Source organism: Mesorhizobium sp. B2-5-13, from assembly GCF_006440535.1.
Taxonomy (GTDB): Bacteria; Pseudomonadota; Alphaproteobacteria; order Rhizobiales; family Rhizobiaceae; genus Mesorhizobium; species Mesorhizobium salmacidum.
The window spans coordinates 490,099-502,466 of the sequence record NZ_VFUI01000001.1 but is presented as its reverse complement, the minus strand read 5'-3'; the positions used below and the strand labels follow the sequence as shown (position 1 = coordinate 502,466).

Here is a 12,368-nt window from a genome sequence, read left to right as displayed (position 1 = left end):
ACTGCGCTCTATGAATTTGCCGGTCTCATGCCACTTCCCTGGCATCCGGCACAAGGGCCAGCGCCTCCGCGAAACTCGCCGCGGTGAATTCGGGCACCGCATTGGCGCTTTCGATGGTCAACGTTGCCGCCGCGACGCCTTCGCGCAGGGCCTGGCGCAATGGCAGGCCGCGCAGCAGTGCCGCGACCGTCGCGCCCGCCAGTGCGTCGCCGGCGCCGGTGACATCGGCAACTTTTCTCGGAGCAGGCGGCAGGATCGAAAAGGCGCCCGTGCCGTCGAAACCCAGCACAGGGCCACTCCCTGCCGTGACCACGCCGCTGGCAAGGCCGCTGCACCGCAATCCGTCGATCATTTCCTGCTCGCCGACACTTGCATTGACGCCGGCCAGCACAGCGGCCTCCCGTCGGTTCATGAAGAGTTGGGCCAGCCCGCCGAGCACCGGTATCAGCCGCGTCACCTTGGCCGGCGAAATCGCGATGGCGAAAACCGGTTTGCCGGCGGCGAGCGACAGCAACCCCTCCAGTGCGGCCGACGGCAGGTTGGCGTCGCACAGGATGGCATCCGCGGCGGCCACTTCCTGGCGTATCTTGGAACGTCTGATCTGCTTGGGAAAAGCCAGGTCGTACAGCGCCATGTCGGCAAAGCCGACGATCAATTCGCCCTCGCGATCGATCAGCGCTGTGTAGCTCGGCGTGGCACGATCGAGGAACACCGCCGAAAGATCGGCGATGCCTGCCTCGGCGATGGCCCGTGAAACCGTGTCGGCTGACGCATCGCCACCGCGCACCGAAAGCAGCGATGCGCAGAGGCCGCGCCGCACCATGCTGCGCAACGCATTGAAGACGCCACCGCCGACATCCTCGCGCATCGTGCCGGGATTGGAGGCGGCCGGCACATAGGGGCCGGACACCTGGCCACGCCGGTCGATATGGGCACCGCCCACGGCCAGTACCTTCAAGGAATCCACCATGGCGGCGATATGACCTTTGTTGTTGGGACCGCACAAGCGCTAGAGTGCGCGACAGAGCTTCGCATGCAGGACGGCGATTCGGCCGGGCGATACGATCGAGCCGTCTGGCCCAATGCGCGGCCTGTTCCTGCCCGGGCGGAGCCTGTTCCTGCCCGGGTTTGCGAGACAAAAAAAGAACAAATCAGGATATCGCTTGTTTTTCAATTGGTTGTCACTCCTTGCCAAATGAGAACAAAAAAGGTACAAATTGACAAGGATTACGGATTGTCCGGCCTTCATTGACGACCAAAGGGTGATGTATCATGGCTCAGAATTCTTTGCGGCTGGTAGAGGATAAGGCAGTGGACAAATCAAAGGCTCTGGATGCGGCGCTGTCGCAAATCGAGCGGGCTTTCGGCAAGGGCTCGATCATGCGGCTCGGCGCCAACGAGCAGGTCGTCGAGATCGAAACGGTGCCGACCGGGTCGCTCGGCCTCGACATCGCGCTCGGCGTCGGCGGTCTGCCGCGCGGCCGTATCATCGAGATCTACGGGCCGGAAAGCTCGGGCAAGACGACGCTGGCCCTGCATACCGTGGCCGAAGCCCAGAAGAAGGGCGGCATCTGCGCCTTCGTCGATGCCGAGCACGCGCTCGATCCGGTTTACGCCCGCAAACTCGGCGTCGATCTTGAAAACCTGCTGATCTCGCAGCCCGACACCGGCGAGCAGGCGCTGGAGATTTGCGATACGCTGGTGCGTTCCGGCGCCATCGACGTGCTGGTGGTCGATTCGGTGGCGGCGCTGACGCCGCGCGCCGAAATCGAGGGCGAGATGGGCGATTCCTTGCCGGGCCTGCAAGCCCGCCTGATGAGCCAGGCGCTGCGCAAGCTGACCGCCTCGATCTCGCGCTCCAACACCATGGTCATCTTCATCAACCAGATCCGCATGAAGATCGGCGTCATGTTCGGTTCGCCCGAGACGACGACCGGCGGCAACGCGCTGAAATTCTACGCCTCGGTGCGTCTCGACATCCGCCGCATTGGCTCGGTCAAGGATCGCGACGAGGTGGTGGGCAACCAGACCCGCGTCAAGGTGGTCAAGAACAAGCTGGCGCCGCCCTTCAAGGTGGTCGAGTTCGACATCATGTATGGCGAGGGTGTCTCCAAGACCGGCGAACTGGTCGATCTTGGCGTCAAGGCCGGTGTGGTCGAGAAGTCGGGCGCCTGGTTCTCCTATAATTCGCAGCGTCTCGGCCAGGGCCGCGAGAACGCCAAACTGTTCCTGCGCGACAATCCCGACACCGCGCGCGAGATCGAACTGGCGCTTAGGCAGAATGCCGGGTTGATCGCCGAAAAGTTCCTCGAAAACGGTGGCTCAGAGGGCAATGGCGATGATGGTTTTGAGGACGAAGCCGGCGCGATGTAGGGCAACGCCAGAGTTTGGCCATAAATCCAGCCTATTATCTGATGCTTAAGTAACAGAGTTCTGTAGTACCGTGTTCCAAACCGCCGGCCTTCGCGCCGGCGGTTTTCGTTTGCGTGCCTGCGTAAGTGCCGGTGCAAAGCGCGAATTGGCCCAATTCCGTGTTTCTGGACAGGGTCAAGAGCTACGGCTAAAAGGCCAACTCCATCTTCTAGAAAACACAGAGCCATCTCCCGCCGGTCCGGCCGGCGGCTCTCTTGAAAAGGCAGTATCCATGAGTGGCGTGAACGAGATCCGGTCGACATTTCTCGACTATTTCCGCAAGGAGGGCCACGAGGTCGTGGCCTCGAGCCCGCTCGTGCCGCGCAACGATCCGACATTGATGTTCACCAATGCCGGCATGGTGCAGTTCAAGAACGTCTTCACCGGTTTGGAGAAGCGGCCCTATTCGCGTGCCACCACCGCCCAGAAAAGCGTTCGCGCCGGCGGCAAGCACAACGATCTCGACAATGTCGGCTATACCGCGCGCCACCTGACCTTTTTCGAGATGCTCGGCAATTTCTCCTTCGGCGATTATTTCAAGGAGCGCGCCATCGAGCTTGCCTGGAACCTCATCACCAGGGAGTTCGGGCTGAAGAAGGACAAGCTGCTGGTCACCGTCTACCACACGGACGACGAGGCGGCCGGCTTCTGGAAGAAGATCGCCGGTTTCTCCGACGATCGCATCATCCGCATCCCGACCTCGGACAATTTCTGGGCGATGGGCGACACCGGTCCTTGCGGACCATGCTCGGAAATCTTCATCGATCGTGGCGAGCACATCTGGGGTGGACCTCCCGGCAGTCCCGAGGAAGACGGCGATCGCTTCCTCGAATTCTGGAACCTGGTGTTCATGCAGTATGAGCAGGTGACGAAAGAGGAGCGCGTCGACCTGCCGCGCCCGTCGATCGACACCGGCATGGGCCTGGAGCGCATGGCATCCATCCTGCAGGGGGTGGAGAGCATCTTCGAGACCGACCTGTTCCGTCATTTGATCGATGCTGCGTCCTCCGCGCTTGGGCGCGCACCCGATGCGGAAACGGTTTCCTCCTACCGCGTCATTGCCGATCACCTGCGCTCGTCCTCCTTCTTGGTCGCCGACGGCGTGCTGCCGTCGAATGAAGGCCGCGGCTATGTGCTGCGTCGCATCATGCGCCGCGCCATGCGCCATGCGCAGCTGCTCGGCGCCCGCGATCCATTGATGTGGAAGCTGGTGCCGGCGCTGGTGCGCGAGATGGGCCAGGCCTATCCGGAACTGGTGCGCGGCGAAACGATGATTACCGAGACCTTGAAACTCGAGGAGACACGGTTCCGCAAGACGCTGGTGCGTGGCCTTGGGCTGCTCTCCGAGGCGACGGAGAAGCTCGGCGCCGGCGACATGCTGGATGGCGAGACGGCATTCAAGCTCTACGACACCTATGGCTTTCCGCTCGACCTGACACAGGACGCGCTGCGCCAGCGCAGCATTTCGGTCGATCTTGCCGGATTCACCAATGCGATGGAGCAGCAGAAGGCGGAGGCGCGTAAGCACTGGGCCGGGTCCGGCGAGGCCGCCACCGAAACGGTTTGGTTCTCCGTGCGCGAAAAAACCGGCGCCACCGAATTCCTCGGCTACGAAACCGAGCAGGCGGAAGGCCTCATCGAGGCGCTGGTCAAGGATGGCAAGACCGTCGACAGCGCCGGCAAGGGCGATGCGGTCGCCGTGGTCGTCAACCAGACGCCGTTCTACGGCGAGTCCGGCGGCCAGATGGGTGACACCGGCGTAATCTCGGGTGAGGGGTTCTCGATCGAGATTTCCGATACGCAGAAGAAGGCCGATGGTCTGTTTGTGCATCTCGGCAAGGTGATCGCAGGCACGGTCAAGACGGGTGCCGCGGTCGAACTGAAGGTCGATCACGCCAGGCGCTCCAGACTGCGCGCCAACCACTCCGCGACGCACCTGATCCACGAGGCGTTGCGCGAGGTGCTGGGCACCCATGTCGCTCAAAAAGGCTCGCTGGTCGCGCCCGAGCGCCTGCGTTTCGATATCTCGCACAACAAGCCGATCTCTCCGCAGGAGCTCGAAGAGGTCGAGCGCATGGCCAACGAGATCGTCGTGCAGAACGGCCCGGTGACCACGCGCCTGATGACGGTCGACGACGCCATTGCTGAGGGCGCGATGGCGCTGTTCGGCGAGAAGTATGGTGACGAGGTGCGCGTCGTCTCGATGGGCACGGGCGTTCATGGCGCTAAGGCCAACCGGCCTTATTCGGTCGAGCTTTGTGGCGGCACGCATGTCAGGGCGACCGGCGATATCGGCTTGGTGCGCATCGTTTCGGACGGCGCGGTCGCCGCAGGCGTGCGCCGCATCGAGGCGCTGACAGGCGAAGCCGCGCGAAAACATCTCGACGAGCAGGACAGGCGGCTGAAGGCGGCCGCTGCCACGCTGAAGATCTCGCCGGCGGATGTGCCAGCGCGCGTCGAAGCGCTGCTCGAAGAGCGCAAGAAGCTCGAGAAGGACCTGGCCGAAGCGCGCAAGAAGCTGGCGCTGGGCGGCGGGTCGCCTGCCGATGCCCCGGCCGCCAACGAGATCGTCGCTGGCGTCGGCTTCCTCGGCAAGGCGGTTTCCGGCGTCTCGCCGAAGGATTTGAAGCCGCTGGCCGACGCCGGCAAGACTTCGTTGGGCTCTGGCGTCGTCGTGTTCGTTGGCGCTGGCGAGGACAACAAGGCGAGCGTCGTGGTCGCCGTCACCGATGATCTCGTCAACCGCTTCAGCGCCGTCGACTTGGTGCGCGTCGCCTCCGCCGCATTGGGCGGGCAGGGCGGCGGCGGCCGTCCCGACATGGCCCAGGCCGGCGGACCGGACGCGTCGAAGGCCGATGATGCGATCGCGGCAGTGAGGGCGGCGCTCGAGGCAGCGTAAGCGTCGGATTGGACTTATTACGACGGTTGGGAGGGGCGCCGCCCCGAAGCCATCTCAATCCTTGTCAACTAACCGTGTCGGTGCGCGCAAAGCTTGCACGCACCGAGACACGCGCATGCCAGTCCCGGATACCCGCAAACCGCGCCAGCAAGTCGCGTCCTTCGGCAACCCTGACGAAATAGCCGATCATCGGCGCCGCATGCAGGTCGGCCAACGTCAGCTGGTCGCCAAGCAGCCATGGCCCTTGTGCCTTCAGCGAGGTCAGCACCCTGAGCACTGTTTCGGCTTGCCGCTGCCCGTCGGCGATCAGCGCCTCGTCGGGAGCTTCTTTTTCCAGCCGCTCGACAGCGACGTCCCAGACCATCGCCCGATAGGCATAGGCGTCGAGCATGCCGACGATCTGGCCCATCCTGGCGCGGCCGCGCGCATCGGCAGGCTGCAGCGCCGGCCCATCGAAGGCCTCGTCGACATAGCGAGCGATCGCGCTGGTCTCGAAGAGGCGGAACCCGTCGTGCTCGAGGGCCGGAATGCGGCCGAACGGATGGTGTTCGAGATACCAAGCCGGGACCCCCTCGGAGGCGAAGATGTCGAGCGGCACCAGCTCGCAGTCGATGCCTTTCTCCGCCAGCGCCATCCGCGCGATGCGCACATACACACTGTAGTCCGCGCCATAGAGGATTGGCTTGGTCACGCTGTCAGCCCTTTGCTTTCGCCGGCCCCAAAAAACCGAACGCTCCTTTCGGAGCCTTCGGCATTTGGAACTGCGGGTGCCTACGCCATCGCCTTCTGCAAATTCTCGTCGATCTTGTCGAGGAAGCCGGTGGTCGACAACCAAGGCTGGTCGGGGCCAATCAAAAGCGACAGGTCCTTGGTCATAAAACCGCTCTCGACGGTCTGGATGCAGACCTTTTCCAGGGTCTCGGAAAAACGCTTCAGTTCGGCGTTGTCGTCGAGCTTGGCGCGGTGCGCCAGGCCCCGTGTCCAGGCGAAGATCGAGGCGATCGAATTGGTCGAGGTTTCCTCGCCCTTCTGATGCTGGCGATAGTGGCGGGTGACAGTGCCGTGCGCGGCTTCGGCTTCGACGGTCTTGCCATCCGGCGTCATCAGCACCGAGGTCATCAGGCCGAGCGACCCAAAACCCTGCGCAACGGTGTCGGACTGAACGTCGCCGTCATAGTTCTTGCAGGCCCAGACATAGCCGCCCGACCATTTCAGGCTCGACGCCACCATGTCGTCGATCAGGCGGTGCTCGTACCAAAGTTTCTTTGACTTGAACTCGGCCTCGAATTCAGCCTCGTAGACCTCCTGGAATATGTCCTTGAAGCGGCCGTCATAGGCCTTGAGGATGGTGTTCTTGGTCGACAGGTAGACCGGATAGTTGCGCAGCAGGCCGTAGTTCAGCGACGCCCGGGCAAATTCGCGGATCGACTCGTCTAGATTGTACATGGCCATGGCGACACCGGCGCCGGGCGCATCGTACACGTCATGCTCGATCACCTGGCCATCCTCGCCGACGAATTTGATCGTCAGCTTGCCCTTGCCGGGGAAGCGGAAATCGGTGGCGCGATACTGGTCGCCGAAGGCGTGACGGCCGACGATGATCGGCTTGGTCCAGCCGGGCACCAGGCGCGGCACGTTCTTCATGATGATCGGCTCGCGGAAGATGGTGCCGCCCAAAATATTGCGGATGGTGCCATTGGGCGATTTCCACATCTTCTTCAGCTTGAATTCCTCGACGCGCTGCTCGTCGGGGGTAATGGTCGCGCATTTCACGCCGACGCCGTATTTCTTGATGGCGTTGGCCGAATCGATCGTCACCTGGTCGTTGGTGGCGTCGCGGTGCTCGATGCCGAGGTCGTAATATTCAAGCTTGAGGTCGAGATAAGGGTGGATCAGCTTGTCCTTGATGAACTGCCAGATGATGCGGGTCATCTCGTCGCCGTCGAGTTCGACGACCGGGTTCGCCACCTTGATCTTCGCCATGGAAAGAATGCCTCGTTGCTGGGAATGGGACGGCCTTGCCCGCGTGGCGTTGGCCGGGGATGCCGCCCGTATATCAAAGCGCTTTTGGCCACGCAAACGGCGATCGGTCACGAATGCGAGGCCGTGACCGCTGCCATTTGCGAATGCTTCATTTTCCCGGTCGAATATGGCAGGGGACGCTGAAATGCCGCAAACAGCAGTTCATTGACAATCATGCCCATTACCAAAGATTCCGCTAACCCCGCAGCCGCCTGCCCGGCGATCATTCTGGTCGAGCCGCAGCTTGGCGAGAACATCGGCATGATCGCCCGCGCCATGGCCAATTTCGGACTTTCGGAGCTGCGCCTAGTCAACCCGCGCGACGGCTGGCCGAGCGAGAAGGCGCGCGCCGCCGCCAGCCGTGCCGACCATGTCATTGATGCCGTCAAGGTTTTTGACGACCTGGCCACGGCGCTCGCCGACCTGAACTTCGTCTTCGCCACCACCGCCAGGCAGCGCGACGGCTTCAAATCCGTGCGCGGCCCGGTGGAAGCAGGCAGGATGCTGCGTGCCCGATACGAAATGGGACAACGCACCGGCATCCTGTTCGGACGCGAACGCTTCGGTCTCTACAATGACGAGGTTGGCCTCGCCGACGAGATCGTCACTTTCCCGGTCGATCCCGACTTCTCCTCGCTCAACATCGCCCAGGCGGCCTTGCTGATGTCCTATGAGTGGATGAAGTCGGGCCTGGAGGACGAGACCAGGACAAACTTTGCGGGGCCGGAGATGAAGCCTGCAAGCAAGGAAGAATTGCACGGCCTGTTCGCCTATCTGGAAGGCGCATTGGAGGCGCGCGGCTATTTCCGACCGGCGCCGAAGAAGCCGAAAATGGTCGACAATCTGCGCGCCGTGCTGACGCGCGCCGGCTTTGCCGAACCGGAGCTCAAGGTGTTGCGCGGCATCATCTCGTCACTAGACCGGTTCTCACCGGCGATGCCGCGCGGCGATGGGTCGCCGGGCGATGATCCGAGGCGTTTGCCCGCGGCCGCCGCGCGCGCCCGCAAGGCGGAGGCTGCTGGCCGGGTGGTGCCGGACGCTAATGGCGACGACGCGGACACGCCGCCGTTCGGCGGCAAGGGAACCGACAATGACTGACCAGCCGATCCTGATGTTCGATTCCGGCGTCGGCGGGCTCACCGTGGTGCGCGAGGCGCGCGTGCTGATGCCCGACCGTCGCTTCATCTATGTCGCCGACGATGCCGCCTTTCCCTTTGGCGCCTGGGAAGAGCCGGCGCTGCGGGCCCATATACTGGAGCTGTTCGCCAGACTGCTCGACCGGTTTGCGCCGGCCCTTTCGGTCATTGCCTGCAACACCGCCTCGACGCTGGTGATCGATGCGCTGCGCGATACCTTTCCCGGCCATCCCTTCGTCGGCACGGTGCCGGCGGTCAAGCCGGCGGCCGAGCGCACGCGCTCGGGCCTGGTCTCGGTGTTGGCGACCCCGGGCACGGTAAAGCGCCAGTACACGCGCGACCTGATCGCCAAATGGGCGCAGAAATGCCATGTCCGCCTGGTCGGCAGCGACCGGCTGGCGGGTCTGTCCGAAGCCTACATGCGCGAGGGCTTCGTCGACGAGGAGGCCGTGCGCGCCGAGATCGCGCCGTGCTTCATCGAGCGCGACGGCATGCGCACCGATATCGTTGTGCTGGCCTGCACGCACTATCCCTTTCTGGTCAACCGCATGCGCAAGACGGCGCCCTGGCCGGTCGACTGGATCGATCCGGCCGAGGCGATCGCACGGCGCGTCCTTTCGCTGCTGCCGCCCATCGATGGGGCGCTGCCGCAAGGCGAGCCCGATATCGCGGTCTTCACCTCGGGCAAGGCGGATTTCGCCGTCAGCCGCCTTATGCAGGGCTTTGGGCTGACCGTGCACTTAGACAGTGGCGGACCTGCCCGCCATTCAAACAGGTTCGAAGACGATGCTGCGTTGATCCGGATCGGCCAGGACCAGCCTTAGCGTCAGACCGTCGCCCTGTCTGAGGCCGGAGGCCTTTACGGTGGCGACGACAGGCATGTCGGCAAGCTGAACACGCACGCCATGGTCGACGAAGTCGGTGACGACGGCTTTGAAAATCTCCCCCTCGCGTCCCCTGAGCATTATTGCCTCGGCAAGGTCGATGGCTGCATGGTTGATCTGCGAAGCGCGGCTATCCGCACGCCCCATAGCCTTCGGCAATCTGGCGAACGCGTCGGTGACAGCCTGGGGCACGGGCTGGCCGTTGGCGATGGCTAGCGCGCAGCGCACGACATAGCGATCGGCAAGCCGTCGGAGTGGTGCCGTTGCATGGGCATAGGTCGCAGCCATGGCCTCATGCCATGGGACAACGCCGTCGTGATAGGCTTGATAAGACGCGCCGGGGCTTGCATGGCGGATTTCCAGCATCAGTGCTGCTTGTCGCGGATCGGTCGGATCGAGGGTTCGCTGATAGTCTCGCAAACCGGTGGAGGCCGGCCAGGACAGTCCGAGAGCCTGTGCCGCGTTGCGCAATCTTTGAACCTTGAAAGCATCCGGCCCCGACATCACCCGGAACAAGCCGGTGTGGTGCGCAAGCATGGCATCGGCAATCGCCATGTTGGCGGCCAGCGAAAGTGCTGCGTTGTCCTGCTCGGATTGCAGCAGCGGTCTGAACGAAAGCCGGTATGTGCCATCGGCAAGCCTTTCCACCTCCTGCTCGGGTGGGTCGACGCGGGAAGCCCCGCGACGCTGTTCGTTCTTTGCCATGCGCAACGCCATTTCGGCAAAGCCGGCCGGAACGTCGGAAGCCTTCACGCTGTCGTAGGCGAGCTTGGCGCGGCTTTGAATGATTGCCCGCTCCGCACCGTCCAACTTCGTTGCACCGTCCTGCGCAATCCGGACCGTGAAGATAACAGCTGGACGGGGTCCATCCGGCAACAGGCTTGCCGCACCCTCGGCAATCACCGGCGGGTAGAGTCCGGCCTTGCCGTCCGGCAAGTAAAGTGTCTCGCCCCGCGTCCAGGCTTCGAGATCCACCGCGTCGCCGTCCTCGACGAACCAGGCCACGTCGGCAATGGCATAATGCAGCAGAAGATCACCACCGCTCGCCTCGATCGAGAACGCCTGATCGAGATCGGTGGAGGCAGCCGGATCGAGCGTGACGAAGGGCATCGCCCTTCGATCGGCATGCTGGTCGGGCACGCGTTTGGCCGCCGCCTCCGCCGCGGCAACTACATCAGCCGGAAATCCATCCGGTACGTGTAATTCGGTGCGGATTTTCGCCAGGCCGGTGGAGAGAGCCTGTGAGGGATCGGTCAGGGATTTCATTCAGCCGTCCTACACTGGGGTTCCGGACACGGGAAGGTACCAACGAAAATCGCCAAGGCCGGCCACCGGCTGGCACCGAGCGGACCGGAATGGGCCACTGGCGCTGGAACCGCCGCCGAAGCGCGGCGTTTCTCCTGACAGCAAAGGAGAACCGCCATGCCAGCCACCTCGAAAGCCCAGCAGAAGGCCGCCGGCGCCGCACTCTCCGCCAAACGTGGCGAGACCAAGAAAAGCGAGCTCAAAGGCGCTTCCAAGGGCATGTATGAATCGATGAATGAAAAGCAGCTCGAGGAATTCGCCGAGACGAAGCGCAAGGGACTACCGGAGAAAAAATCCTAGGATTGAGCGCTTCGAGCCAGACTATCTTGGAAATGAAAACGGGCCAGCGACGTTTGCTGGCCCTTTGGGATTGTTGCTTGAACAGCCTACCAGCGGTGGCAGCGCCGTACCCTCTCGACGATCACCCTGCGATGACCATGCCGCCACACCACTCTCTTTTTGACGATGACCCGGCAGACCTGTTTGTGGCCGTGCCAATGGCGCGCCATGGCCGGTTCCGGCGCCACCGCCATCGAGCCTGCAAGCACCGCCGCGCCTGCCAGGGTAAGGAAGAACTTCTTCATGTAGTTGGGCTCCTCTAGCTCCAGTCCCTTCCTGTGCCGCTGGCGCAAAACCTCCCGCCAAATCCGGCATCGCATCTACGTCGCAAACGCTACATGGTTGTGGTTGGCCACGCTACTCACAAGCTTGACATCGGTTAAATCTCGGTTTAACCAGCCGCCAATGCCGGGCAGCGATGTCCGGTGTTTCTTTTATATACGCAAAGTCAGTCACCCTATTTGTTCTGGCCTTGTTTGAACTGACGTGTCCCGTGGGTTTTCCGCCGCGTTGCGTGGGAAAACCCTGTCAGGTCTCGAAAACAGAGGCCAGAGGAGGGCGCGTTTCCTTCACCCGGACCATGAGGTGCCGGGTGTGTTGTTTTGAAAAGGGAATGCGATGAGCAAGCGCGAATCCGCGAAATACAAGATCGACCGCCGTCTCGGCGAAAATATCTGGGGCCGCCCGAAGTCCCCGGTCAACAAGCGTGAATACGGCCCCGGCCAGCATGGCCAGCGCCGCAAGGGCAAGCTTTCCGATTTCGGCCTGCAGCTGCGCGCCAAGCAGAAGCTGAAGGGTCACTATGGCGACGTTTCGGAAAAGCAGTTCCGCAAGGTCTATGAAGAGGCCGACCGCCGCAAGGGCGACACCTCGGAGAACCTGATCGGCCTGCTCGAATCGCGTCTCGACGCGGTCGTCTACCGCTCCAAGTTCGTGCCGACCATCTTCGCCGCCCGTCAGTTCGTCAACCACGGCCACGTCAACGTCAACGGCAAGCGCGTCAACATTGGCTCGTACCGCTGCAAGCCGGGCGATGTCATCGAAGTGCGCGAAAAGTCGAAGCAGCTGGTCATCGTTCTGGAGTCGGTCGGGCTCGCCGAGCGCGACGTGCCGGACTACATCGAAGCCGATCACAACAAGATGGTCGCGACCTTCTCGCGCATCCCGGGCCTCGCCGACGTTCCATTCGCCGTGCAGATGGAACCGAACCTGGTCGTCGAATTCTACTCGCGCTAAGCGAACGCTTTTCTGCGATATCGGAAAAGGCCGCCTTCGAGGCGGCCTTTTTTTGTTTTCGGGCATCCGCTTTGCCGTTTCGATTTTCCGGCCGATGCGTTAATCCGGGCGGAAGTCACATTTCCGGGGCCGTCG

Annotated in this window: 11 protein-coding genes; 6 read left to right on the top strand and 5 right to left on the bottom strand. The window is 62.8% G+C overall.

All coding sequences use genetic code 11. The features are described from left to right. Nucleotides 1–25: 25 nt before the first annotated feature. Nucleotides 26–970 carry a carbohydrate kinase family protein gene (locus tag FJ434_RS02540; protein WP_140749627.1) on the bottom strand — a complete coding sequence of 315 codons (945 nt, stop codon included), beginning with the start codon at nt 968–970 and terminating at the stop codon, nt 26–28. A gap of 302 nt (nt 971–1,272) precedes the next feature. Here FJ434_RS02540 and recA point away from each other — a divergent pair, with 302 nt between their 5' ends. Further along, entirely contained in the window at nt 1,273–2,373 is a 1,101-nt protein-coding gene (gene recA, locus FJ434_RS02535) for a recombinase RecA (protein ID WP_013895892.1), read from the top strand. Nucleotides 2,374–2,644: 271 nt separating this feature from the next. Next, complete coding sequence (gene alaS, locus FJ434_RS02530) at nt 2,645–5,311, top strand: alanine--tRNA ligase (protein ID WP_140749630.1); 2,667 nt, start codon at nt 2,645–2,647, stop codon at nt 5,309–5,311. A 64-nt stretch (nt 5,312–5,375) separates the two neighbouring features. On the opposite strand, the gene FJ434_RS02525 is transcribed toward alaS, so the two are convergent. Both FJ434_RS02525 and FJ434_RS02520 read right to left on the bottom strand, forming a co-directional pair. Continuing rightward, nucleotides 5,376–6,002: a glutathione S-transferase family protein gene (locus FJ434_RS02525; protein WP_140749633.1), complete on the bottom strand. Its 627-nt coding sequence runs from the start codon at nt 6,000–6,002 to the stop codon at nt 5,376–5,378. A gap of 80 nt (nt 6,003–6,082) precedes the next feature. Beyond that, the gene (locus FJ434_RS02520) at nt 6,083–7,294 is read right to left on the bottom strand and encodes an NADP-dependent isocitrate dehydrogenase (RefSeq protein WP_027143667.1); all 1,212 of its coding nucleotides are present in this window, start codon (nt 7,292–7,294) and stop codon (nt 6,083–6,085) included. Nucleotides 7,295–7,507: 213 nt separating this feature from the next. On the opposite strand from FJ434_RS02520, the gene FJ434_RS02515 reads away from it, so the two are divergent. Together FJ434_RS02515 and murI are read left to right on the top strand one after the other, a co-directional pair. Then, a complete protein-coding gene (locus FJ434_RS02515; protein WP_140749636.1) occupies nt 7,508–8,431 on the top strand; it encodes an RNA methyltransferase in 924 nt (307 codons plus the stop codon). After that, nucleotides 8,424–9,293: a glutamate racemase gene (gene murI / locus FJ434_RS02510; protein WP_140749639.1), complete on the top strand. Its 870-nt coding sequence runs from the start codon at nt 8,424–8,426 to the stop codon at nt 9,291–9,293. Before FJ434_RS02515 ends, murI begins: the two co-directional genes overlap by 8 nt. Here the strand turns inward: murI and FJ434_RS02505 are convergent. Then, nucleotides 9,237–10,619, bottom strand: a complete 1,383-nt coding sequence (locus FJ434_RS02505) for an RNB domain-containing ribonuclease (protein ID WP_140749642.1) — start codon at nt 10,617–10,619, stop codon at nt 9,237–9,239. The two genes, murI and FJ434_RS02505, sit on opposite strands and share 57 nt — an antisense overlap. A 156-nt stretch (nt 10,620–10,775) precedes the next feature. Between FJ434_RS02505 and FJ434_RS02500 the strand changes: the two genes are divergently transcribed. Then, nucleotides 10,776–10,958: a DUF3008 family protein gene (locus FJ434_RS02500; RefSeq protein WP_015318153.1), complete on the top strand. Its 183-nt coding sequence runs from the start codon at nt 10,776–10,778 to the stop codon at nt 10,956–10,958. 86 nt (nt 10,959–11,044) lie between these two features. On the opposite strand, the gene FJ434_RS02495 is transcribed toward FJ434_RS02500, so the two are convergent. Next, nucleotides 11,045–11,242 carry a hypothetical protein gene (locus tag FJ434_RS02495; RefSeq protein ID WP_140506376.1) on the bottom strand — a complete coding sequence of 66 codons (198 nt, stop codon included), beginning with the start codon at nt 11,240–11,242 and terminating at the stop codon, nt 11,045–11,047. A gap of 373 nt (nt 11,243–11,615) precedes the next feature. Here FJ434_RS02495 and rpsD point away from each other — a divergent pair, with 373 nt between their 5' ends. Then, the gene (gene rpsD, locus FJ434_RS02490) at nt 11,616–12,233 is read left to right on the top strand and encodes a 30S ribosomal protein S4 (RefSeq protein ID WP_027028657.1); all 618 of its coding nucleotides are present in this window, start codon (nt 11,616–11,618) and stop codon (nt 12,231–12,233) included. Nucleotides 12,234–12,368: the final 135 nt, after the last annotated feature.

Excerpts from the sequence above, each read along its gene's own strand:
- rpsD (WP_027028657.1), top strand. The coding sequence starts at position 11,616 with ATGAGCAAGCGCGAATCCGCGAAATACAAGATCGACCGCCGTCTCGGC.
- murI (WP_140749639.1), top strand. The coding sequence starts at position 8,424 with ATGACTGACCAGCCGATCCTGATGTTCGATTCCGGCGTCGGCGGGCTC.
- FJ434_RS02495 (WP_140506376.1), bottom strand. The coding sequence starts at position 11,242 with ATGAAGAAGTTCTTCCTTACCCTGGCAGGCGCGGCGGTGCTTGCAGGC.
- FJ434_RS02515 (WP_140749636.1), top strand. The coding sequence starts at position 7,508 with ATGCCCATTACCAAAGATTCCGCTAACCCCGCAGCCGCCTGCCCGGCG.
- FJ434_RS02540 (WP_140749627.1), bottom strand. The coding sequence starts at position 970 with ATGGTGGATTCCTTGAAGGTACTGGCCGTGGGCGGTGCCCATATCGAC.
- FJ434_RS02520 (WP_027143667.1), bottom strand. The coding sequence starts at position 7,294 with ATGGCGAAGATCAAGGTGGCGAACCCGGTCGTCGAACTCGACGGCGAC.
- FJ434_RS02500 (WP_015318153.1), top strand. The coding sequence starts at position 10,776 with ATGCCAGCCACCTCGAAAGCCCAGCAGAAGGCCGCCGGCGCCGCACTC.
- FJ434_RS02505 (WP_140749642.1), bottom strand. The coding sequence starts at position 10,619 with ATGAAATCCCTGACCGATCCCTCACAGGCTCTCTCCACCGGCCTGGCG.
- recA (WP_013895892.1), top strand. The coding sequence starts at position 1,273 with ATGGCTCAGAATTCTTTGCGGCTGGTAGAGGATAAGGCAGTGGACAAA.
- alaS (WP_140749630.1), top strand. The coding sequence starts at position 2,645 with ATGAGTGGCGTGAACGAGATCCGGTCGACATTTCTCGACTATTTCCGC.